The organism is Streptomyces sp. NPDC014861, from assembly GCF_043081625.1.
Classification (GTDB): Bacteria; Actinomycetota; Actinomycetes; order Streptomycetales; family Streptomycetaceae; genus Streptomyces.
In genome coordinates, this window is sequence record NZ_JBIBWV010000021.1 from 17,252 (window position 1) to 40,029 (window position 22,778).

The 22,778-nt window shown below is 74.1% G+C and carries 17 protein-coding genes; 9 read left to right on the forward strand and 8 right to left on the reverse strand.

The features are described from left to right. Positions 1 to 101 precede the first annotated feature (101 nt). Entirely contained in the window at positions 102 to 2,420 is a 2,319-nt protein-coding gene (locus tag ACF1BN_RS29530) for an FdhF/YdeP family oxidoreductase (protein WP_392334647.1), read from the forward strand. 129 nt (positions 2,421 to 2,549) lie between these two features. On the opposite strand, the gene ACF1BN_RS29535 is transcribed toward ACF1BN_RS29530, so the two are convergent. Together ACF1BN_RS29535 and ACF1BN_RS29540 are read right to left on the reverse strand one after the other, a co-directional pair. Further along, on the reverse strand, positions 2,550 to 5,075 hold the full coding sequence (locus ACF1BN_RS29535) for an ATP-dependent Clp protease ATP-binding subunit (RefSeq protein WP_392334648.1): 2,526 nt from the start codon (positions 5,073 to 5,075) through the stop codon (positions 2,550 to 2,552). A 259-nt stretch (positions 5,076 to 5,334) separates the two neighbouring features. After that, positions 5,335 to 5,922, reverse strand: a complete 588-nt coding sequence (locus ACF1BN_RS29540; protein ID WP_392334649.1) for a thioredoxin domain-containing protein — start codon at positions 5,920 to 5,922, stop codon at positions 5,335 to 5,337. A 214-nt stretch (positions 5,923 to 6,136) separates the two neighbouring features. Here ACF1BN_RS29540 and ACF1BN_RS29545 point away from each other — a divergent pair, with 214 nt between their 5' ends. Both ACF1BN_RS29545 and ACF1BN_RS29550 read left to right on the forward strand, forming a co-directional pair. Beyond that, complete coding sequence (locus ACF1BN_RS29545; protein WP_392334650.1) at positions 6,137 to 6,670, forward strand: GNAT family N-acetyltransferase; 534 nt, start codon at positions 6,137 to 6,139, stop codon at positions 6,668 to 6,670. A gap of 331 nt (positions 6,671 to 7,001) precedes the next feature. After that, on the forward strand, positions 7,002 to 7,283 hold the full coding sequence (locus ACF1BN_RS29550) for a pyrimidine/purine nucleoside phosphorylase (protein WP_392334651.1): 282 nt from the start codon (positions 7,002 to 7,004) through the stop codon (positions 7,281 to 7,283). Positions 7,284 to 7,302: 19 nt separating this feature from the next. Here ACF1BN_RS29550 and ACF1BN_RS29555 read toward each other — a convergent pair whose 3' ends face one another. Next, complete coding sequence (locus ACF1BN_RS29555; protein ID WP_392334652.1) at positions 7,303 to 8,481, reverse strand: acyl-CoA dehydrogenase family protein; 1,179 nt, start codon at positions 8,479 to 8,481, stop codon at positions 7,303 to 7,305. 172 nt (positions 8,482 to 8,653) lie between these two features. Beyond that, positions 8,654 to 8,854 carry a hypothetical protein gene (locus ACF1BN_RS29560; RefSeq protein ID WP_376595518.1) on the reverse strand — a complete coding sequence of 67 codons (201 nt, stop codon included), beginning with the start codon at positions 8,852 to 8,854 and terminating at the stop codon, positions 8,654 to 8,656. A 170-nt stretch (positions 8,855 to 9,024) separates the two neighbouring features. Here ACF1BN_RS29560 and ACF1BN_RS29565 point away from each other — a divergent pair, with 170 nt between their 5' ends. Both ACF1BN_RS29565 and ACF1BN_RS29570 read left to right on the forward strand, forming a co-directional pair. Then, positions 9,025 to 11,109, forward strand: a complete 2,085-nt coding sequence (locus ACF1BN_RS29565) for a SpoIIE family protein phosphatase (protein WP_392334653.1) — start codon at positions 9,025 to 9,027, stop codon at positions 11,107 to 11,109. Between the two features lie 12 nt (positions 11,110 to 11,121). Further along, the gene (locus tag ACF1BN_RS29570) at positions 11,122 to 12,150 is read left to right on the forward strand and encodes a PHP domain-containing protein (RefSeq protein WP_392334654.1); all 1,029 of its coding nucleotides are present in this window, start codon (positions 11,122 to 11,124) and stop codon (positions 12,148 to 12,150) included. Between the two features lie 211 nt (positions 12,151 to 12,361). On the opposite strand, the gene ACF1BN_RS29575 is transcribed toward ACF1BN_RS29570, so the two are convergent. Both ACF1BN_RS29575 and ACF1BN_RS29580 read right to left on the reverse strand, forming a co-directional pair. Beyond that, on the reverse strand, positions 12,362 to 13,759 hold the full coding sequence (locus ACF1BN_RS29575) for an NADP-dependent succinic semialdehyde dehydrogenase (RefSeq protein WP_392334655.1): 1,398 nt from the start codon (positions 13,757 to 13,759) through the stop codon (positions 12,362 to 12,364). Positions 13,760 to 13,859: 100 nt separating this feature from the next. Then, positions 13,860 to 14,519: a ThuA domain-containing protein gene (locus ACF1BN_RS29580; RefSeq protein WP_392334656.1), complete on the reverse strand. Its 660-nt coding sequence runs from the start codon at positions 14,517 to 14,519 to the stop codon at positions 13,860 to 13,862. Positions 14,520 to 14,804: 285 nt separating this feature from the next. Between ACF1BN_RS29580 and ACF1BN_RS29585 the strand changes: the two genes are divergently transcribed. After that, entirely contained in the window at positions 14,805 to 15,611 is an 807-nt protein-coding gene (locus tag ACF1BN_RS29585; protein WP_392334657.1) for a class II aldolase/adducin family protein, read from the forward strand. On the opposite strand, the gene ACF1BN_RS29590 is transcribed toward ACF1BN_RS29585, so the two are convergent. Further along, positions 15,575 to 16,225 carry a TetR/AcrR family transcriptional regulator gene (locus ACF1BN_RS29590; protein ID WP_392334658.1) on the reverse strand — a complete coding sequence of 217 codons (651 nt, stop codon included), beginning with the start codon at positions 16,223 to 16,225 and terminating at the stop codon, positions 15,575 to 15,577. The genes ACF1BN_RS29585 and ACF1BN_RS29590 overlap by 37 nt on opposite strands. A gap of 126 nt (positions 16,226 to 16,351) precedes the next feature. Here ACF1BN_RS29590 and ACF1BN_RS29595 point away from each other — a divergent pair, with 126 nt between their 5' ends. The 3 genes from ACF1BN_RS29595 to ACF1BN_RS29605 are packed head-to-tail and all read left to right on the forward strand — an operon-like array spanning position 16,352 to position 21,150. Then, positions 16,352 to 19,036: an FHA domain-containing protein gene (locus ACF1BN_RS29595; protein WP_392334659.1), complete on the forward strand. Its 2,685-nt coding sequence runs from the start codon at positions 16,352 to 16,354 to the stop codon at positions 19,034 to 19,036. A gap of 21 nt (positions 19,037 to 19,057) precedes the next feature. After that, positions 19,058 to 20,149 (forward strand): hypothetical protein, encoded by a 1,092-nt coding sequence (locus tag ACF1BN_RS29600; RefSeq protein ID WP_392334660.1) that lies wholly within the window; start codon positions 19,058 to 19,060, stop codon positions 20,147 to 20,149. Next, complete coding sequence (locus ACF1BN_RS29605; RefSeq protein WP_392334661.1) at positions 20,149 to 21,150, forward strand: serine/threonine-protein kinase; 1,002 nt, start codon at positions 20,149 to 20,151, stop codon at positions 21,148 to 21,150. The genes ACF1BN_RS29600 and ACF1BN_RS29605 overlap by 1 nt, the downstream gene beginning before the upstream one ends. 121 nt (positions 21,151 to 21,271) lie before the next feature. Here the strand turns inward: ACF1BN_RS29605 and ACF1BN_RS29610 are convergent, their stop codons facing one another. Continuing rightward, positions 21,272 to 22,648 (reverse strand): streptophobe family protein, encoded by a 1,377-nt coding sequence (locus ACF1BN_RS29610; protein WP_392334662.1) that lies wholly within the window; start codon positions 22,646 to 22,648, stop codon positions 21,272 to 21,274. Positions 22,649 to 22,778: the final 130 nt, after the last annotated feature.

Below are 22,778 nucleotides of genomic sequence, written 5' to 3' on the forward strand. Positions count from 1 at the left end.
CCGAATGGCGACGGCCCAGGGCCCGGCATAGCCTGCCGGAAGGGGGCCGATACGCGTCGCCCCGTGCCCCGCGCGCGGTGCGCCGGAAGGGTGGCGGGCCCATGAGCCTCGACCGAGCCAAGCAGCAGGACGGCGTGGAGCCGCGCGTCGGTCCCGTCCCCGACGGCGAGCCCGAGGTCCGCCCGTACCACCACCCCGCCGCCGGCTGGGGCGCCGCGAAGAGCGTGACGCGGTTCATGGCCCGGGAGGGCGCGCTGCCCGTGGACGGCCCCCGGGCGATCATGAAGATGAACCACGAGCGGACCGGGTTCGACTGTCCCGGCTGCGCGTGGCCCGACGACACCAAGGGCCTCCATCTCGACATCTGCGAGAACGGCATCAAGCACGTCACCTGGGAGATGACCCGCAAGCGGGTCGGCCGCGACTTCTTCGCCGCGCACTCGGTGACCGAACTGGCCGGATGGACGGACCACGCGCTGGAGGACGAGGGCCGGCTCACCGAGCCCATGGTGTACGACCCCGGCACCGACCACTACGTGCCGATCAGCTGGAAGGACGCCTTCGCGCTCGTCGGCCGCACCCTGCGCGAGCTGGACGACCCGAACCAGGCGTCCTTCTACACCTCGGGCCGGCTCGGCAACGAGGCCACGTTCCTCTACCAGCTGCTCGCCCGCGAACTCGGCACCAACAACCTCCCCGACTGCTCCAACATGTGCCACGAGGCGAGCGGCCGGGCCCTCCAGGCCTCGCTCGGCACCGGCAAGGGGACGGTCGACCTCGCCGACTGGGAGACCGCCGACGCGCTCTTCATCCTCGGGGTGAACGCGGCGTCGAACGCGCCGCGGATGCTCACCGCGCTCGCCGAGGCGTACGACCGTGGCGCCCGGATCGTGCACGTCAACCCGCTGGTCGAGGCCGCCGCGACCCGCGCGATCATCCCCCACGACTTCAAGGACATGGCGACCTTCCACGCCACGAGGACGTCGACGCTCAACCTCCAGCCGCGGATCGGCGGCGACATGGCGCTCCTGCGCGGGATGGCCAAGGCGGTCCTCGAACAGGCCGCGTCCGATCCGAAGGCGCTCGACCGGGAGTTCATCGCACGGCACACGGCCGGATTCGACGCCTACCGGGCGGTCTGCGAGGAGACGCCCTGGGAGGAGATCGAGCTCCAGTCCGGGCTCGGCCGCGACGACGTCCTCGCAGCCGCCCGGGTGTACCGGGAGGCGGACCGCTCGATCGTCAGCTGGTGCCTCGGCGTCACCCAGCACGAGCACGGCGTCGACACCGTACGGGAGATCGTCAACCTCCTGCTGCTGCGCGGGAACCTCGGCCGGGAGGGCGCCGGCCCCTCCCCCGTACGCGGTCACAGCAACGTCCAGGGCAACCGCACCTGCGGCATCGACCACCGCCCCGCCGAGGCGTTCCTCGACCGGCTCGGCGAGGTCTGCGCGATCGACCCGCCCCGCGCCCACGGCCTCGACACCGTGCGCACCATCGAGGCGATGGGCCGCGGTGACGTGAAGGTGTTCGTCGGCATGGGCGGCAACTTCGCGCTGGCCGCGCCCGACACCCCCGTCACGTACGAGGCGCTGCGGAACTGCGAGCTGACCGTCCAGGTGAGCACCAAGCTCAACCGCAGCCACGTGGTGCACGGCCGGGCGGCGCTGATCCTGCCGTGCCTGGGCCGCACCGAGAAGGACGAGCAGCGCAGGGGCGACCAGGCGACGTCGGTCGAGGACTCGATGAGCATGGTCCATCTGTCGCGCGGCATGAAGCGGCCGGCCTCGCCGTACCTGCTCTCCGAGCCGGCGATCGTCGCGGGCATCGCCCAGGCGGCGCTGCCGGAGAGCGCGACGCCGTGGGCGTGGTACGTGGAGGACTACGACCGGATCCGGGACACCATGGCCCGCGTGCTCGACGGCTTCGAGGACTTCAACCGGCGCGTGCGGCTTCCGCTCGGCTTCCGCATCAAGCAGCCCGCCCGCGAGCTGGTCTTCCTCACGCCCTCCGGGAAGGCCGAGTTCTCGGCCGCGCCGCTGCCCGACGTCGTCCCGGAGCCCGGCACGCTCGCCCTGGGGACGATGCGCTCGCACGACCAGTGGAACACCACGATCTACTCCGACGACGACCGCTACCGGGGCGTCAGGAAGCTGCGCACGCTGGTCTTCATGAACCGCGCGGACATGCGCGAGCGGGGCATCACCGAACTCGCCCCCGTCGACATCACGGCGATCGCCCGGGACGGCAGCCGGCGCTCCCTGCACGGCTATCTGGCGGTTCCCTACGACATCCCGCGCGGCTGCGCGGCGGGGTACATGCCGGAGATGAACGTCCTGTGCGCGCTCGGCGACCACAGCACCCAGAGCGACCAGCCGATCATGAAGCACCTCAAGGTCGTGATCGAGCCGTCGGGGTGACGGTCCCCGCCGGGTCGGTGCCGGCGGGCCCACGGTCCGCGGTCCGCGCGACCGCCGGAACGGGCTCCGCCCCGAGGTCCTGCCCGGCGGCCGGAAGGGAGTTCCTCTCCGGCCGCCGGCACGGACGTCCTACGCGGCCGCCGCGGAGTCCGTCCCCTCGGCGGCGGGTTCGCCCTTGCGGACGGTGCAGTGGAGGGAGTCGTCGATGACATCGGCGACGATGGTGTCGCCGGGGCCCGCCTCGCCGCCGAGGAGGAGTGAGGCGACGCGGTTGTCGAGCTCCGTCTGGATGGTGCGGCGCAGCGGACGGGCGCCGAACTCCGGCTGGTAACCGTGGGCGACGAGGAGCCTGGTCGCCGCCTCCGTGACCTCCAGGGTCATGCCCTGGGCGTGGACGCGGTGCTTGCTGCGGTCGAGGAGGTGCTCGACGATCTCGGTGAGGTCCCGCTCGGTGAGGCTGTGGAAGACGATGATGTCGTCGATGCGGTTGAGGAACTCGGGCAGGAACCGGCCCCGCAGGTCCTCCATCAGCTCGTCCTTCAGCTCGGCCGCGTCGCCCTCGTGCGCGATGATCCGGTGGGCGCCGATGTTGGACGTCATGATGACGACGCAGTGGCGGAAGTCGACCGTGCGCCCCTGCCCGTCCGTGAGGCGGCCGTCGTCGAGGACCTGGAGCAGGGTGCTGAACACGTCCTGGTGGGCCTTCTCGACCTCGTCGAAGAGGACCACGCTGTACGGCTGGCGGCGGACCTTCTCGGTGAGCTGGCCGGCCTCCTCGTAGCCGACGTACCCGGGAGGGGCGCCGACGAGCCTGGCGACGGTGTGCTTCTCCTGGAACTCGCTCATGTCGAAGCGGATCATCCGGTCCTCGTCGCCGAAGAGGAGCTCGGCGAGGGTCTTGGCGAGTTCCGTCTTGCCGACGCCGGTCGGGCCGAGGAAGAGGAAGGAGCCGACCGGCCGGTCGGGGTCGCCCATGCCGGCGCGGTTGCGGCGGACGGCCTCGGAGACGGCGGTGACGGCCTCGTCCTGGCCGACGATCCGGGCGTGCATCTCCTCCTCCAGCTTGAGCAGGCGCTCCCTCTCGCTGGTGGTGAGCTGGGCGACGGGGATGCCGGTGCGGCGGGAGACGATGTCGGCGATGTCGGAGGCGGTGACGGAGACGACTCCCTCGCGGCGCTCCTCGATGCCGGCGAGCTCGCCCTCGACCTCGGCGATCTCCTCCTTGAGCTCCTTCGCCTTCTCGAACTCCTCGGCGGCGACGGCCTGGTCCTTCTCGCGGCGCAGCTTGGCGAGCCGGTCCTCGCGGCCGACCACCTCGGTGGAGCGGCCCGCGCCGCGGAGCCGCACCCGGGCGCCCGCCTGGTCCATCAGGTCGATGGCCTTGTCCGGGAGGAAGCGGTCGCTGATGTAGCGGTCGGAGAGTTCGGCGGCGGCGGCGAGCGCGCCGTCGGCGAACCGGACCTGGTGGTGGGCCTCGTACGCGTCCCGGAGCCCTTCGAGGATCTGGACGGTCTCCTCGACGGTGGGTTCGGGGATGAGGACGGGCTGGAAGCGGCGTTCGAGGGCCGCGTCCTTCTCGATGTACTTGCGGTACTCGTCGATGGTGGTCGCGCCGACCACGTGCAGCTCGCCGCGGGCGAGCGCGGGCTTCAGCATGTTGCCGGCGTCCATGGAGCTCTCGCCGCCGGCGCCGGCGCCCACGACGGTGTGCAGTTCGTCGATGAAGAGGATGATCGCGCCCTCGGACTTCTGGACGTCCTCGATGACCTTCTTGAGGCGTTCCTCGAACTGCCCCCGGTACTGCGCCCCGGCGACCATGCCGGAGAGGTCGAGGGAGACGACCCGCTTGTCCTTGAGGGTGTCGGGGACCTCTCCGGCGACGATCCGCTGGGCCAGCCCCTCGACGATGGCGGTCTTGCCGACGCCGGGCTCGCCGATCAGGACGGGGTTGTTCTTGGAGCGGCGGGAGAGGATCTCGATGGTCTGCTCGATCTCCTCGGCGCGGCCGACGACCGGGTCGAGCTTGCCGGCCTTCGCCTCGTCGGTGAGGTCGCGGCCGAACTCGTCGAGGGTGGTGGCGGGCTGCTTGGGGGCGGCCGGTGCCGTGGTGTCGCCGCCGCGCGCGGCCTGGTCGGTCACACCGCGCAGCTTGGACACGTCGAGGTCCTCGGCGCGCAGGAACCTGGAGGCACCGGAGTCGGCGTCGCCCAGGAGCGCGCCGAGGATGTGCTCCGGGCCGATGTACGAGACGCCGGCGGCCTGCGAGGTGGCGTGGGCGAGCGCGAGGGTCCGCTTGGCGGCGGGCGTGAGGCCGGGCTCCGCGGAGGGCTCCGCGGCCTCGTGGGGCAGCACCTTGGCGATCTGGTCGGCGAGCGCGCCGGGGTCGACGCCGGCCCGGGCGAGCAGCCTGCGGGTGGGTTCGACCTGGGTGGCGGCCCAGAGCAGGTGCTCGGTGTCGAGGTCGGTGGTGCCGTCCTCGACGGCCTTGCGGGTGGCCGTGTTGAGGAGTTCGTGGGAGGACTCGGTGAGCAGGCGGCCGATGGGGACCCGCTGGACGGCCGGCGGCGACGAGGCCGGCGACATTCCGAAGAATCGGTTCAGCAGGTCGCCGAACGGGTCGGAGGGGCCGAAGGAGGAACCAAACGCCATCGACATGTCAGTGCTCCTGGAGGGCGTGGGGGGGCACCCACACTCAAACCCGGGCTCCGCGCCTCCGCAAACGGAGCCGGCGCCCGTCACCGTGGGTGAGGAGCGGCGTCCGCGCCGGTGCCGGTGCCGGTGCCGGTGACAGCGCCCGTTCCGGAGTCCGGCACCGGGCCGGTGTGCCGGTCCCCGGATCGGGCCGGTGCCGGTCTCCGGATCGGGGCCCTGTCGGCGTCCCCTCAGGTCCGTGCCCGCTCAGGTCGGCGCCCGCTCAGGCGGCGATGCGGCGCAGGAAGTCGGCCGGGGCGATGACCGGGGTGTCGTCGGGGCCGCCGACGGCGAGGTCCTCCTCGTCGTAGCGGACGGCGGGCGTGCCGAGGATGCCGAACGCGGCGAAGTTCGCGACGACCTGGCCGGCCCACGACAGGTACGTGCCCTCGGTGACCTTCCGGTCGAAGTCGGGGGAACGCAGCCCCGGCACGCCTCCCGCGATGTCGAGCAGCGCGGCCGGGTCGGCGAACCGGTCGTCCGCGCCGGGCGGGAACGGCTGCGCCGCGTAGAGCGCGGCGAGGTACGCGGCGAAGGGGCCCTGTCCGGCGTCGCTGGCGGCGCCCAGCGCGGCCACCGCGCGCCGCGAGCCGCTGCCGCCGAGGGTGTCGTCGAGGGAGGCCGCGAAGTGGAACCGGACCACGAAACGCCCCTCGTCCGCGCCGGCGCGGAAGGTGCTGAGCAGGCCTTCGGCCATCCGGCGACTGCCCGGGTCGCGCAGCTCCAGGAAGACCCGGAGGACGTGCGGGGCGTCGGGGTCCCCGTAGTACACGGCGGCGCCGTGGGCCCCGGTCGTATGCGCGGGATTCATGCGTCGAGCTTCGCACGGGAGGCCGCACGGCACGACCGCTGGCGCGACCCGGGGCACGGGCCCCGCCGGGGGCCGGTCCGGGGCCCGCGCCCGGGTCCGCGGCCCCGCCCCGTGCGGGCCTCCCCACCCGGTCTCCGCGACACCCCGCCCCACCTGTCGGGTCCGCCGGACCCGACCCGCCGCGGTCGGCCCCCGCGCGCCTACGCTCTGCGGAATGACCTCCCAGGACACCGCCGCCCCGCTGATCCGGCCCGCCACCGAGGCCGACCTCGGCGCGGTCGCCGCGATCTACGCCCACTGCGTGGACCACACCGTGGTCACCTTCGACGAGACGCCGCCGCCGCTCTCCTTCTGGCGGTCCCGGCTGGACGACCTGGCGGCGCGCGGTCTGCCCTTCCTCGTGGCGGAGCGGGCGGGCCGGGTCGCCGGGTACGCGTACGCCTCTCCCTGGCGCCCCAAACCGGCCTACCGCCACTCCGTGGAGAACTCCGTCTACCTCGACCCGGAGCACACGGGCCGGGGTCTGGGCGCGGCGCTCATGGTGGCCCTCGTGGCCGGGTGCTCCCGGGCGGGCGTCCGGCAGGTGATCGCCGTCGTCGCGGACTCCGACGCGGCCGCCGCATCCGTCGCCCTCCACCGGCGGCTCGGTTTCGCCGAGGCCGGGCGGCTGGCCTCCGTGGGACACAAGCACGGGCGCTGGGTGGACACGCTCCTCCTCCAGCTGACCCTGACGGAGAGCTCCGGCTGACCCTGGTGACGGCCTCAGGCCGACCCTGGGGGCGGGCACCGGCCGACCCTGGTGGCAGGCTCTGGCCGACCCTGGTCGCGGGCACCGACCGATCCTGGTCGCGGGCTCAGTCTCAGGCTCGGACCGACCCTGGTCGCAGGCTCAGGCCGACCCTGGTCGCGGCTTGAGGCCGACCCTGGTGGCAGGCTCCGGCCGACCCTGCCGTGGGTGGGGAGTCCGCCCAGTGAGAGGGCCGTCCGCCGCCCCGTCGGCGCGGCTAGGGTGACCACCGCCCGCCGCCGGTACCCGAGCGGCCGGCCCCCTTTCGTTCCGATCCCCCGCGAGGATGCGCATGTTCACGGTCAACGAGTACTTCGACGGCACCGTCAAGTCGATCGCCTTCGCCCAGGAGGAAGGCCGGGCGACCATCGGCGTCATGGCCCCGGGCACGTACGAGTTCGGCACCGCCGCCCCCGAGACGATGCACGTGGTCAGCGGCGCCCTGACGGTCCTGCTGCCGGGCTCCGACGACTGGCACACCTTCGCCGCCGGTGAGCGCTTCGAGGTCCCCGGCGACAGCTCGTTCCAGCTGCGGGTCGCGGTGGAGACGGCGTACCTCTGCGAGTACCGCTGACCCCGTCCGCGCGGTGCCCTCAGCGGCGGACGCGGGGCATGCCCAGGCCGATCCAGGAGATGATCTCGCGCTGGATCTCGTTGTTGCCGCCGCCGAAGGTGAAGATGACGGCGGAGCGGTAGCCGCGTTCGAGTTCGCCGTGGAGGACGGCGCCGGGGGAGCCTTCCTTGAGGGCGCCGGCGGCGCCGACGACCTCCATGAGGGCGGCGTAGGCGTCGCGGCGGGCCTCGGAGCCGTAGACCTTGACGGCGGAGGCGTCCTGGGGGGTGAGGGTGCCGTGGTGGACGGCGTTCACCATCTGCCAGTTGAGGAGCTTCATCGCGTCGAGCCGGGTGTGGGTGCGGGCCAGGCTGCGGCGTATCCAGGGCAGGTCGATGACCCGGCGGCCGTCGGAGAGCCGGGTGTCGGCGGCCCAGCGGCGGACGTCGTGGAGGGCGCGGATCGCCATGGTGCCGTGGGCGGCGAGGGTGACGCGCTCGTGGTTGAGCTGGTTGGTGATGAGGCGCCAGCCCTTGTTCTCCTCGCCGACGCGGCGCGAGACGGGGACGCGGACGTCGTCGTAGTAGCTGGCCGTGGTGTCGTGCGAGGCGAGGGTGTTGATCAGCGTGCACGAGTAGCCGGGGTCGCCGGTCGGCACCAGGAGCATGGTGATGCCCTTGTGCGGGGGCGCGTCGGGGTCGGTGCGGACCGCGAGCCAGACCCAGTCGGCGGTGTCGCCGTTGGTCGTCCAGATCTTCTGCCCGTTGACGACGTACGTGTCCCCGTCGCGCACCGCGCGGGTCTTCAGGGCGGCGAGGTCGGTGCCGGCGTCGGGTTCGCTGTAGCCGATGGCGAAGTCGATCTCGCCGGACAGGATGCGGGGCAGGAAGTACGCCTTCTGCTCGTCGGTGCCGAACTGCATGATCGTCGGGCCGACGGTGTTCAGCGCCATGAGCGGCAGCGGTACGCCCGCCTGGGCGGCCTCGTCGAAGAAGATGAACTGCTCCATCGGCGTGAGCCCGCCCCCGCCGTACTCGGCGGGCCAGCCGACGCCGAGCCGGCCGTCGGCGCCGAGGCGGCGGATCGTCTCGCGGTAGAAGCGCTTCTGGGCGGCCGGGTCCCCGTACCGGCTGTGGACGTCCTCGGGGACGAGTTCGGCGAAGTAGGCCCGCAGCTCGGAGCGCAGGCGGTTCTGTTCCGGCGTGTACTGCAGGTGCATCCGGGCCTCCCGTGGCGGCGTCGTCGTCCCTCGGCACGACGGCCGTCACGGTAGAACGTGTTTCACAAATGTGGAAGGCCCGGGACGGCGCCGCCTGCCGCGCCGCTCCCGGGCTCCCGCTCGTACGGGCTCGTACGGGGTGCCGGAGTGCCGGACCGTGTGGTCCGTCCGGCTACGGAAGGAGTTCGTCGAGGGAGGCGCGGCCCTTCTCCGCCATCCGGCGCTCGGCCCAGGCCAGGGTCTCCGGCGTCACGTCGCGGCCGGAGGCGAGCACCACGTCCTCCGCCGTGAACTCGCCCTCCGACCCGGAGTGCAGCAGCCGGTCGGGCGTCGGTACGTCCCCCCGGGACATCTCGTCGGACTCAGCGTTCATGCCGTCTCCTCCATGCTCTGCGAGTGGGTCCCGGCACTCGCCATTCTCGTGTCCGCTCCCCCGCCCCGCATCCGGGCGACCGCCCCCGCCCGCGCCGCACGGCGGGAAGGCCGCGCCACGCCGTGTCGCAGGCATGGCGTCGGCGGGGTGCGGGTTCGACAATGGGGGGGATGACCGATGACGATGCGCGCGCGCACCGTGGCGGGATCGGGCCCGCCGAGTGGCTCGCCATGAACCGGACCGGCAGCTTCGACTGGGACCTCGACACGGGCACCATCGATGTCGACCTGTCCGGGCTGCTGGTCTTCGGCGTGTCCCCCGACGGCTTCGACGGCCGGCCGACGACGCTGGTGGAGCGGCTCGAACCGGCGGAGCGGATGCGCCTGGACCGGGTGGTACGGGCCGCGGTGACCGGCGGCGACACCTCGTACAGCACCCACTTCCCGATCCCGCAGGACGACGGCACACCCCATTGGACGCACGTGCTGGCGCGGATCCTGCGGGACGGGGACGGGCGGGCGCACCGGATCGTGGGGGCGGTGCGGGACACGACCGCCGAGGTCTCGCACGCGGCCTTCGTGCAGCAGTTGGAGAAGCGTCGAGAGATGCAGACGAGCATCGTCGAGCGCACCACGCACGCGCTGTCGCGGGCGGTGACCGTGGACGACGTCACGGCCGCGCTGACCGGGCCGGGCGGGCTGGCCCGGCTGGGCGCGGACGGGCTCGCGCTCGGGCTCGTCGAGAACGGCTCGCTCAACGTGATCGCGCTCAGCGGGGACTCCCTCGACGTGCTCGACGGGCTGCGGATGCGTCGGCTCGACCGGGGGCTGCCCCTGGCGGAGGCGGTGCTGAGCGGCCGGCCGCGGTTCGTCTCCTCGTTCGCCTCGCTGGGGCGGGACTTCCCGGAGCTGGCGCCGTACCTGGACCGCCTGCGGTTCCGGGCCGCCTGCTATCTGCCGCTGATCGCGCAGGCCCGCTCGCTGGGCGGGATGGCGCTGTTCTACCGGGGCCGGACCGCCTTCACGGCCGACGAGCGGAACCTGGCCCTCGGCCTCGCGGCGATCGTGGCCCAGTCGCTCCAGCGCGCGATCCTCTTCGACGAGGAGCGGGAGCTCGCCACCGGGCTCCAGGAGACCATGCTGCCGCGCCGGATCCCGGAGATCACCGGCGGGGAGATCGCGGTCCGCTACCACGCGGCCTGGAGCGGTCGGCAGGTCGGCGGCGACTGGTACGACGTGATCGCCCTGCCGCGCGGCCGGGTCGGGATCGTCGTCGGCGACGTCCAGGGGCACGACACCCACGCGGCGGCCATCATGGGCCAGCTGCGGATCGCGCTGCGGGCGTACGCCGGTGAGGGCCACGCCCCGTCCACGGTGCTGGCGCGGGCCTCCCGCTTCCTCGCGGAGCTGGACACCAACCGCTTCGCGACCTGCACCTACGCGCAGGTGGACCTGTCGAGCGGCACGGTCCGGGCGGTCCGGGCCGGGCACCTGGGTCCGCTGATCCGGCACACCGACGGACGGGTCGGGCAGCCGAAGCTGCGCGGCGGTCTGCCGCTCGGGCTGGCCACGGTCTTCGGCGAGGAGGAGTTCCCGGAGACCCGGCTCGACCTGGTGCCGGGCGAGACGCTGGTGCTGTGCACGGACGGTCTCGTGGAACAGCCGGGCACCGACATCGCGGCGGGACTCGCGGCCCTGTCGGAGGCGGTGAGCAGCGGGCCGCCGCAGGCGGAGGCGCTGGCCGACCACCTGTCGGAGACGCTGTGGGAGCGGTGGGGCTCGGGCGACGACGTGGCCCTGCTGGTGCTGCGCCGGAGCCCGGACCCCGGTACGCAGCGGGCGCCGCGCATCCACCAGTACATCCACCAGGCCGATCCGCAGGGCCTCTCCGACGCCCGGGCGGCCGTGGGGCAGGCGCTGCGCGACTGGGGGATGTCCGAACTCGCCGACGACGCCGAGCTGTTGACCGGTGAGCTGCTGGTGAACGTGCTGCTGCACACCGAGGGCGGCGCGGTGCTCACCCTGGAGGTCCTGCCGGAGCCGGTGCGGCGGGTACGGCTCTCGGTCCAGGACAGGTCGAGCGCCTGGCCCCGCCGGCGCACCCCGGGCGAGGCGGCGACCTCGGGCCGCGGGCTGCTCCTGCTGGACGCGCTGGCCTCGCGCTGGGGCGTGGAGCCGCGCGGCGAGGGCAAGGCGGTGTGGTGCGAGATCGGCCCGGCGCCGGTGGGCGCGGGGGTCGCGGGCCCCGGTGGCTGAGGAGGGCCGGTCATGGACCCTGTGGCGGCGTTGAACCGGATCGCGTTCCTGCTGGAGCGCGGTGGCGCTCCGGCGTACCGGGCGCGGGCCTTCCGCACGGCCGCGGCGGCGGTGGAGGCGCTGCCGGAGGGCGAGGCGGAGCGGAGGGCCGCGGCGGGCACGCTGGAGGCGCTGAAGGGGGTGGGGCCGAAGACGGCCGCGGTGGTGCGGGAGGCCTTGGACGGCCGGGTGCCGGAGTATCTGGACGACCTGGAGCGGGAGTTGGAGGACTCGCTGGAGGTGGAACCGACGGAGCCGGCAGGCGGGCGGGAGCTGCGGGCGGCCCTGCGCGGCGACTGCCATCTCCACTCGGACTGGTCGGACGGCGGCGCGTCGATCGAGGCCATGGGGCGGGCGGCGATCGAACTCGGCCACGAGTGGGCGGTGCTGACGGACCATTCGCCCCGGCTGACGGTGGCGCGCGGACTGTCGCCGGAGCGGCTGCGGCAACAGTTGGACGTGGTGGCGGAGCTGAACGAGCGGTGGGCGCCCTTCCGGCTCCTCACCGGCATCGAGTGCGACATCCTCGACGACGGCTCCCTCGACCAGGAGCCCGAACTCCTCGACCGGCTCGACCTGGTGGTGGGGTCGGTCCACTCCAAGCTGCGGATGGACGCGCGGGCGATGACCCGCCGGATGGAGCGCGCGGTGCGCGACCCGCTGATGGACGTGCTCGGGCACTGCACGGGCCGGCTGGTCGCCGGCGGACGGCTGCGGCCCGAGTCCGACTTCGACGCGGAGCGGGTCTTCGCGGCGTGCGCGGAGGCGGGGACGGCGGTGGAGATCAACAGCCGCCCGGAACGTCTCGACCCGCCCCGTCGGCTGCTGCGGCTCGCGGTGGAGGCGGGCGCCTACCTGGCGATCGACACGGACGCGCACGCGCCGGGGCAGCTGGCCTGGCAGATCCTCGGCTGTGCCCGGGCCGAGGAATGCGGCGTACCGGCGGAGCGGGTGATCAACACGTGGGAGGCGGACCGGTTGAGGGCCTGGACGCGGGCCTGAGGTACACCGGTTGTCGGGCTGGACGCGGGCCTGAGGTACACCGGTTGTCGGGCTGGACGCGGGCCTGAGGTCAGGGGCGCGTGGACGCCGGGGCGCACCTCGTGGAGACGGACGTCGGCCGCGAGGCGCGAGGACGACCGGGCGCGTGGACTGCCGGGCCTCCCGGGCTCCCGGTGGGGCGCGGGAGCTCGGGCGGCCCGCGGGGCGGGGGTCAGGCGCGCTGCCAGACCGTCGTCACGTTGCAGAACTCCTTGATGCCGTGGCCGGACAGCTCGCGGCCGTAGCCGGAGCGCTTGACGCCGCCGAAGGGGAGCGCCGGGTGGGAGGCGGTCATGCCGTTGACGAAGACGCCGCCGGCCTGGAGGTCCCGGACGAAGAGGTCGACGTCCTCGTCCCGGCGGGTCCACACGTTGGAACTCAGCCCGAACGGCGAGTCGTTGGCGATCACCACCGCCTCCTCCGCGTCCCGGACCGGGTGGACGGTGGCGACGGGTCCGAAGGTCTCCTCCTGGTGGATCCGCATGGCGGGGGTGATGCCGGTGAGGACGGTGGGGCGGTAGTACCAGCCGCGGGCGAGCTCCGGCTCCTCGGGACGGTGGCCGCCGCAGAGCGCGGTGGCGCCGTGGCGTACGGCGTCGTCGACGAGCTCCTCCAGGTCGGCGCGGCCCTTCTCGGTGGCGAGCGGTCCGACGTCGGTGGACTCGTGGAGCGGGTCGCCGACGGTCAGGGCGTTCATGGCGGCGGTGAAGCGCTCGGTGAAGTCCTCGTAGACGTCCTCGTGGACGATGAACCGCTTGGCGGCGATGCAGGACTGGCCGTTGTTCTGCACGCGCGCGGTGACGGCGGTCTTGACCGCGCGGACGATGTCGGCGGAGGGCATCACGATGAACGGGTCGCTGCCGCCCAGCTCCAGCACGGTCTTCTTGACGACGTCGCCGGCGACGGCGGCGACGGCCCGGCCGGCCGGCTCGCTGCCGGTGAGGGTGGCGGCGGCCACCCGGGGGTCGCGGAGGACCGCCTCGACCTCGCCGGAGCCGATGAGGAGGGTCTGGAAGCAGCCGTCGGGGTAGCCGGCGCGGCGGAAGAGGTCGCCGAGGTAGAGCGCGGTCCTGGGCACGTTGGACGCGTGCTTGAGGAGGCCGGTGTTGCCGGCCATGAGGGCCGGCGCGGCGAAGCGGATCACCTGCCAGAGCGGGAAGTTCCACGGCATGACGGCGAGGACCGGGCCGAGCGGCCGGTAGTGGACGCGGGCCCGGTCGGCCCCGGAGTCCTGGACGTCGCTCTCGGCCGGGTGCTCGTCGGCGAGGAGTTCCTCGGCGTGCCGGGCGTACCAGCGCATGGTCTTGGCGCACTTGCCCGCCTCGGCCCTGGAGGCGGTGAGGGGCTTGCCCATCTCCAGGGTCATGGTGCGGGCGATGTCCTCGGTGTCCTCGTCGAGGAGGGTGGCGGCGGCCCGGAGCAGGCGGGCCCGCTCGGCGAAGGGCGTGGTGCGCCAGTGGCGGAACGCGTCGTGGGCGGCGGCGATCCGCCGCTCCACCTCGTCCGGCGGGTGCGCGTCGTAGACGCGGAGCGTCTCGCCGGTGGCGGGGTTCACGGTGGCGATGGCCATGGCCTTCTCCTCCTGCGTCGGCCCCCACCGGAAACCTCCCGCTTCCGGCGCCTCGGCGCAAGGGGGGCGGGTGCGGTGGGGTGAAGCACGCGCGCGTGCGTCAGCCGAGGAGCCAGGCCAGGGCCCCGTCGAGGTGGGCGAGGAAGTACGGGTCGCGGTACGCCTCCGGCGCGTGGCCGAGCGCGGTGAAGAGGAAGCGGCCCCGGTCGACGGTCCGGCACCAGGCGATCGGGTGGTCGTCGCCGAGCGTGCCGCCCTCGTACGCGGTCTCGTCGGCGCACAGCAGGACGTGGGCGTCCGGGGTGCGGGGGTGGGAGGTGTACTCGTACCACTCGTCCGTCCACTCCCAGCGGGGCGGCAGCGGCGCGGCGGCGGGGTGCCGGGCGTCCTCGACGAGGACGGCGCCGGGCTGGAACGGGGGGTGGCCGGCGAAGCGGGTGCCGAGGAGGTCGCCGTAGAAGGGCCAGTCGGGTTCGGCGTTGGCGGCGGCGTGGACGGCGAGCAGGGCTCCGCCGCCCCTGAGGTACGCCTCCAGCGCGGTACGCCCCTCGGGGGTGAGGACGGTGCCGGTGGTGGAGGCCAGGACGACGAGGGCGCGGCCGGCGAGGCCGGCGGCGGTGAAGGCGGCGGGGTCCTCGGTGGCCTCGGCCGCGAGCCCCCGCCGGGCGGCGAGACCGGCGAGGGCGTCGGCGGCGTCGGGGATGGACGCGTGCCGGTACCCGGCGGTGCGGGTGTAGACGAGGACGTCGGGGGCGGGCAAGCGGGGCCTCCTGGGCGGGGGCGGGCGGCGGGGGCGAGGGGTGACGAGGACGGTGGGCGAGGCGCGCAGAAAGCGCTTTCCGCGCTCCTTCGCCGAGACCGTAACCAGGGAGAACCCCATGCCGCAAGACGCCGGGCACGGGTCTGGCGCCACCTTGCCCGCTTCGGCGCGCCGCCCGTCCGACGGCCCCTGGACGCGCGTGATGCATTGATGGATCGGATACGCGACTGTATCTTTTCGGCTCGCCGCGCACCTCTTCCTTCCTCCGCACCCCCGGGAGTCGCCGTGAGTACCGTGCCGCCCGCCCTCGCCGCCGTCGTCGGGCCTCTGCCCGAAGGGGTGGACATGCCGCTGCCGCCCTCGTTCGGGAGCGTGGAGGAGGAGCGGCGGTACCGGAAGGAGCAGTTGGCCGCCGGGTTCAGGATCTTCGGGCGGTTCGGGTTCTCGGAGGGGGTCGCCGGGCACATCACGGTGCGCGACCCCGGGGATCCGGACGCGTTCTGGGTCAATCCGTTCGGCATGAGCTTCAGCCAGATCAAGGCGTCCGACCTCATCCTCGTCGACCGGGAAGGACGGGTCCTGGAGGGGCGCCGGCCGGTCAACAGGGCCGCTTTCGTGATCCACTCGCGCGTGCACGCGGCCCGGCCCGACGCGGTCGCGGCGGCGCACTCGCACTCGCTGCACGGGAAGGCGTTCTCCAGCCTGGGCATCCCCCTGGACCCGATCACCCAGGACGCCTGCGCGTTCTTCGAGGACCACGGCGTCTACGACGACTACCGGGGCGTGGTCAACGAGACCGAGGAGGGCGAGCGCGTCGCCGAGGCCCTCGGCGCGTACAAGGCGGTGATCCTGCAGAACCACGGGCTGCTGACGGTGGGCCACTCCGTCGCGGAGGCGGTGTGGTGGTTCGTCACCATGGAGCGGTCCTGCCAGGCGCAGCTCCTCGCCATGGCCGCCGGGACCCCGCAGCTGATCGACCGGGAGACGGCGCTGCTCACCCGGGGGCAGATCGGCGGCCACCTGGCCGGCTGGTTCCAGGCGCGGCCGCTGTGGGATCAGATCGAGGCGTCCGACCCCGACCTGTTCGACTGAGGCACGTCCGCCGGGCGGGTCGAGACCTCCAGGAGCGCGGGCAGGAACTGGCGCTCCAGATCCCCCGGCGGCAGCGCCTCCGGCTCCACATAGCTCTGCGCGAGACCGCCCTCGCGCAGGGCGATCAGCAGCCGGGCGAACCGGTCGGCGTCCACGGTCAGCTCCCGGCCCGCCCGGCGCAGGACGAGCGTGAGTCCGCGGGCGATCTCCGCCCGCAGCCGCTCGTCGTGGCGGGCGAGCACCCAGGCCGCCTGCGGGTCGCGGATGGCGTGCAGCGTGAACTCGGTGGTGACCAGGTACCAGTCGCGCTCGTCCGGTTCGATGGTCGCGGCCAGCTCCGCGAGCCGCGTCAGGGTGTACTCCTCGGCGGTGAGCGCGTCGATGGACGCGGCGAGCCGCCGTACGGTCCGCTCGCTGTGCTCGTCGAAGAGCGCGAGGAAGAGCTCTTCCTTGCCGGCGAAGTTGGAGTAGTACGCGCCCCGCGTGAAGCCGGCGCGCGCACAGATCTGCTCGATCGTGGTCGCGTGGAACCCGTGCTCGGCGAAGGCCTCCAGCGCGGCCTTCAGGAGCGCCGCCCGCGTCCGCGGCCGCCGTCTCGTGACGCCCTTCGGCACTCCGCGTCCTCCCGTCCGTCCGACGCCGCTCCCCGCGGCGCCCGGCGCCCAGCCTACCCGCGCCCCGGACCCCGCCCCAGGCCCCGGCGCCGGGCGGGCGGAGGCACCGGCGGATAGGATTCACGCATGGGAGAGCGGCCGATCGCGCCCGCCGCACCCGGCCTGGTCCTGCTCGTCGACGGGATCTCCACGCGCATGGACCCGGGCCGCGTCTACCGCGTCGGGCGTGACCCCACCAGCGACATCGTGCTCTCGGACGCCCGGGCGTCCTGGCACCACGCGGTGCTCCGCGCCGCCGGCGGCCAGTGGACGCTCGCCGACGAGGACAGCACCAACGGCACCTACGCCGACGGCGTGCGGGTCCTGATCCCCCGGGTCGTCGGCCCGGGTACGGAGGTCCGCTTCGGGCACCCGCTGGACGGGCCACGCGCGGTCCTCACGACCGTCCCGGGCACCGCTCCCCCGGCGCCCGGATCTCCCGCCCCCGCGTCCCCGGTCCCGGTCTCCGGCCCCTCGGCGCCCGGGGCTCCCCCGCCCCCGCCCGAGCCGTCCGAGCCCGCGACCGCCGCGCCCGAAGCTCCCGCCCCCGCACGTCCCGCGCCCGGACGCCCCGCCCCCACCCCCGGGCCCGCGGTCGGTCCCGCGCCCGAACCTCACCCCTCGCCCCCACCCTCCTCGTCCCCGGCGCCTCCGTCCGCGGAGCCCGTACACCGGGAACAGGAGCACGGCGGTGGTGGTGCGGACGTGCCCCGACCCGCGGGGGTGTCGCGCCCCGGGGCGACCGGGACGTTCCGGCGGCCCACGGCGGTGCGGCCGCTGCCCGAGCACACCGTGCGGATCGGGCGGGCGCCGGACAACGACGTCGTCGTCGCCGACCTGGTGGTCTCCCGGCACCACGCGGAACTCCTCGCCCGGCCCGACGGCACCTACTGGATCCACGACCTCGGCAGCCACAACGGCACCTACCTCAACGGACGTCCCGTGGACGAGCCGGTACGGGTCACGGCGGACGACATCGTCGGCATCGGCCGCAGCGCGTTCTGCCTGGCGGGCGGGCAGCTCGTCGAGTTCACCGACACCGGCGAGATATCGCTCGACGTGCAGGAACTGGCCGTCACCGTCGACCGCGGCCGCAAGACCCTCCTCGACGGCGTGTCCTTCCCGGTCGGCGAGAAGTCGCTGCTCGCGGTCGTCGGCCCGTCCGGGGCCGGCAAGTCCACCCTGCTCGGAGCGCTCACCGGGCAGCGGCCCGCGAACCGGGGCACCGTCCTCTACGACGGCCGCGACCTCTACCGGGACTACGCCGAGCTGCGGCAGCGCATCGGACTCGTGCCCCAGGACGACATCCTGCACCTCCAGCTGACCGTCCGGCGCGCCCTCGCCTACGCCGCCGAGCTGCGCTTCCCCGGTGACACCGCGCCCGCCGAGCGCCACGCGCGCGTGGCGGAGGTGATCGGCGAACTGGGCCTCTCCGAACGCGCCGACCAGCCGATCCACAGCCTCTCCGGCGGGCAGCGCAAACGCGTCAGCGTCGCCCTGGAACTGCTCACGAAGCCGTCCCTGCTCTTCCTCGACGAGCCGACCTCCGGCCTCGACCCGGGCATGGACCGCTCGGTGATGCACATGCTGCGCGGGCTCGCCGACGACGGCCGCACGGTCGTCGTGGTCACCCACAGCGTGCTCAGTCTGGACGTCTGCGACCGCCTCCTGGTGCTCGCCCCCGGCGGCCGGGTCGCCTACTACGGGCCGCCCGACGACACCCTGCCTTTCTTCGGCTTCTCCCAGTGGCCGGAGGCCTTCGAGGCGTTCGAGAACGAACGGGACCGGGACTGGGCGGGTCAGTACCGGGACTCGCGCTTCCACCGGCGGTACATCGAGGACGCGACGGTCCGGCCGTACGCGCCCGTGCCCGGCGACAGGGGCGCCGGGGACGCCCTCGGCGGCCCCGCGTCCGTCCCGCCCGCCGGCGCGCCCGCGCACGCGCCGCCTCCGAAGCCGCAGAGCTGGGGCGGGCAGCTGCGCACCCTGGTGCGGCGCTACGCCGCCGCGCTCGCCGCCGACCGCACCTTCCTCGCCATCATGGTCGCCCTGCCGTTCGTCATGGGCGCCATGGCGCGCGCCCTCTCCGAGGGCAGCCTCAACCCCGAGTCCACGCTGAACGTGCTGCTGATCCTCTGCGTCGGCGGCGTCCTGACCGGCGCGGCCAACGCGGTCCGCGAACTGGTCAAGGAGCGGTCCATCTACCGCAGGGAGAGAGCCGTCGGCCTGTCCCGGTCCGCCTATCTGGCCTCCAAGGTCGTCGTCCTCGGCACGATCACCGTCGTGCAGGCCGTGGTGCTGACCCTGGTCGCCCTGATCGGCGTCCCGCTGAACGTGCCCGACGGCAAGGGCGTGCTGATGCCCCCGCTCGTCGAGATCACCCTCGCCGTCGCCCTCCTCGCCTTCACCGCGATGATGCTCGGCCTGCTCGTGTCGGCGCTGGTCCGCAAGGAGGAGGTGACGATGCCGCTGCTCGTCCTCCTCGCCATCGTCCAGGTGGTGTTCTGCGGGGCGCTGCTGAACGTGAGCGGCACCCCGGTCCTGGAGCAGCTGGCCTGGCTGGTGCCCTCGCGGTGGGCGTTCGCGGCGATGGGGGCGACGATCGACATCGGAGCGGTGGCGCCGAGCGAGAAGACGGCCGATCCGCTCATGGAGCACACGGCGGGGGCCTGGCTCTTCGACATGGGCATGCTGGTCGTGCTCTGTCTGGCGCTCGGGTTCGCCGTGGCCCGGCTGCTGCGTCGTCACGAACCCGTCGTCATGCGCCGCTGACCGCGATCAGGAGGTGGGGCCGTGAGCGTTCCCGACCCCGTATCGGACATCGGATCCAGGGCACAGGATGCTGGATCCGAAGGACAGTATTTTGGATCCAATGTGCGAGGCGCAGCGGATATTGGATCCGATTCCGTCCACGCCTCCGACTTCCGGCCCACCCACGTCGTGCCGCGCGGCGGTCTGTCCACCTGGCAGGCGCCCGATCCCGGCCGCCCCACGGTCCCGCTGGACGCTTTCCTCCCGGTGCGGCTCGTCGAACGGACCGGGGACTGGGGACGGGTGCTGTGTTCCAACGGCTGGGAGGCGTGGGTCGACGCGCGGCTCCTCGTCACGGTCCCGGACGACCCTCCGGCGGCGGGTTCGGCGCTGACCCGCACGGCCGACCCCCGGCCCCTCATCACTCGCGCCGAGGACGCCCTGGGCCGGTACCGGCGAGCGGCGGAGGAGCTGGCGGCCGGCCGGGTCGACGGCGAGACCTTCCGGCGGCGTACGCGCGGGCTGCGGGTGGGGATGGTCGTCGACGGCGAGTCGGTGTGGCTCTACGACGCGGAGCACGAGCGGTGGGTGTACTGCGACGGCGTGGGCCTGACGACGTACGCCGCCGCGTCGGGGCCGTCCCGGGGGGCCGGTACGGACGGATCGGCGAGTGCGGCGCCACCGCGCACCGCACCGGCGGAGCCCGTACCGAGAGCCGGGACGAAGGCGAACGCGAAGGCGAACGCGGAGGCCGATGCCGAGGCCGAAGCCGAGGCCGAGGCCGATGCCGAGGCCGAGGCCGATGCCGAGGCCGAGGCCGATGCCGAGGCCGAGGCCGATGCCGATGCCGAGGCGAAGACCAACGCGGGAGCGGGATCGGGGTCCGGTGCCGAGGCGGGGGCGGAAGCGGGGGCCGAGCCCGCTCCCGGCACCGGAGCGGAGCCGGCGTCCCCGATCGAGCCGGCGCCTGACAGCGAACCCGCGCCCGCTCCTGGCGCCGAGCCCGGGGCGCGCCCGGCGCCGGTCGCGTACGAGCCGACGCAGGTGGTGCCGCTCATCGATCCGGCGGCGGTCGCCGGGCCGCCGCCCACGCAGGTCGTGAGTCGGCCGCCCGAGGCGGAGGACGAGTCCTGATGGCGGGCGCGGGCGGGACCGGGGACACCGGACTCCCGGCGGGGCGGCCGTCCGGGCTGGCCGGCAAGGAGATCGCCGGCTACCGGGTGGAGGCCGAGATCGGGCGCGGCGGGATGGCTGTCGTGTACCGGGCCCGGGACCTGCGGCTGGACCGGACGGTGGCGCTGAAGCTGCTGGCGCCGGAGCTGGCCCGCAACGACACCTTCCGGAAGCGGTTCGCGCACGAGTCGCGGGTGGCGGCGTCGATCGACCACCCGCACATCGTGCCGATCTTCGAGGCGGGCGAGGCGGAGGGGGTCCTGTACATCGCGATGCGGTACGTGGCGGGCCAGGATCTGGTGGCGCTGCTGGCCCGCGAGGGGCCGCTGCCGCCCGCCACGGCGGGCCGTGTCGCGGCGCAGGTGGCGTCGGCGCTCGACGCGGCGCACGCGCACGACCTGGTGCACCGGGACGTGAAGCCCGGGAACATCCTGGTCGCGGAGGGCACCGACCGGGAGCATCCGGAGCACGTGTACCTCACGGACTTCGGACTGACGAAGAAGTCGTTGTCGCTGACCGGGTTCACGACGGTGGGCGAGTTCGTGGGCACGCTGGACTACGTGGCACCCGAGCAGATCTCGGGGAAGCCGGTGGACGGCCGCTGCGACGTGTACGGCCTGGCGTGCGTGGTCTTCGAGACGCTGTGCGGGGCGCCGCCGTTCCGCCGGGACACCGACTGGGCGGTGCTGTGGGCGCAGCAGTACGACCCTCCGCCGCCGCTGGCCGAGCACCGGCCGGGGCTGCCCGAGGAGGCGGACGCGGTGTTCGCGCGGGCGCTGGCGAAGACGCCGGAGGAGCGGTACGGGACGTGCCTGGAGTTCGTCGCCGAGCTGCGGGCGGCCCTCGCGCGCGTGCCGGGCGGTGCGGTGGCGACCGGTACGGGTCGCCGCGCCCCGGGCCCGCCGCCGGAGCCCCCGGGGTGGGCCCGACCGGTGTTCCGGCGGCTCGGCACGGACCTCTAGCCCGACGCGCGGACCACCCACCGGCAGCGGCCGACGCGGTCGGTCAGGAGGTCGGGCGCCCCGGAGGTCGGGCGTCCAGGAGGTCGGGCGCCAAGGAGGTCGGGCCCCAAGAGGGTGGGCGTCAGCTCTTGGAGGGCGGGCGGTCGTCCGTCCCCGGAGACACCTGTCCGGGGTGGCGGACCCGCGTGGCGAGGAGGCCGCCCAGGAAGCCGGCGACGAGGCCCCAGAGGAGGGCGAGGCCGGCCGTGCGCCACACCTGGGGGCGGAGGACGACCTCGCCGCCGAGGGCCGAGAGGTCGCCGATGCCGAGGATCGAGAGGCCGAAGCGCGCCTCGACGAGGGTGAGGGGGGTGACGGCGAGCATCGTCAGGGCGAAGGCGACGCCGACGTGCAGGGCGTGCCGCCAGGGCCGTACCCGGGCCGGGGAGCGTACGGCGCCGATGAAGGCGGCGGCGAGGACGAGGACGGCCGCGACGGGCAGCAGCCACCACGCGCGCGCGTCCTGGGCGGCGAGCGAGGACAGGTCCACCGTGGAGAGGTCGGTCTCGCCGCCGCCGCGCAGGACGGCGTCCAGGATCTGCGGCATGGGGAGGCCGAAGGGGCCGTCGGCCCTGCCTTCCCAGGAGCCTCCGATGCCGACGCCGAGGGCGAGCCAGCTGACGTTGGGCAGGCCGAGGAGGACGACGGCGAGGGTCTCGGCGGCGTGCCCCTTGGTGGCGGCGACGACGAGGCCGATGACGAGTCCGACGGCCACGTAGGCGAGGAGCAGCAGGAGCATTGCGGAGGCGGCGGGGCGCACGGCCTCCTGGTGGCGGAGCACGCGCGCGGGGAGTGCGCTGCGGCGGGAGACGAGGAGGGCGACCAGGAGGACGCCGAGGATCCACAGGAGGCCGTAGCCGAGGGTGGCTCCGACGACGGTACGGAAACCGACGGTGGGCTCGGCCGCGTCGAGGAGTTCGCCGAAGAGGTCGGCGAGGGGTTCCTGCGGATCGCCGACGCCGAGGGTGAGGGGGAAGTCGTGGCGGGCGACGGCGCAGAGTGCGGCGAGCCCGGCGAGCCAGAGCACGACGACGGCCGTGGCCCGCGCGGCGAGTTCTCCGGATCTGGCCGCGGCGTGGTGGCGGAGCGGGAGGAGGAAGACCGCCCCCGTGACGAGGGCGCCGACCAGGGTGACGGTGAGGGGCATCGCCGTGATCTCGCCCTGGGTGCCGGCGAAGGAGCCGGCCGAGCCGGCGACCTCGACCTGCCCGCCGGCGGCCATCACCACGACGGCGGCGAGGACGGCGGCGAAGCCTCCGGGGAGGTCAGCCGCTCCGGCGGCCCAGAGGCCGAGGCCGGCGGTGACGCCCATGGCGACGTAGCCGGCGACGACCGCGGCGAGGGCCTGGACGACGATGCGGAGCCCCGCCCGGGCGGGGGCGCCGCCGGAAGTGCCGGGTGCGCCGGGGCCGGTGGCGGGGGGCGGGGTGCTCGGGAGCCGACTGCTCACCCTGCCCACGCTAGTCCGGCGCGGGCGGCTCCGCCTGCGGATGCGGTCCGTCGGGCGACGACGCCCACGACATCGGTGACCCTCCGTGAGGATGACGTGGTACGAGGGACACCTAACCGCTTCCGGCGTCGGCAAACGG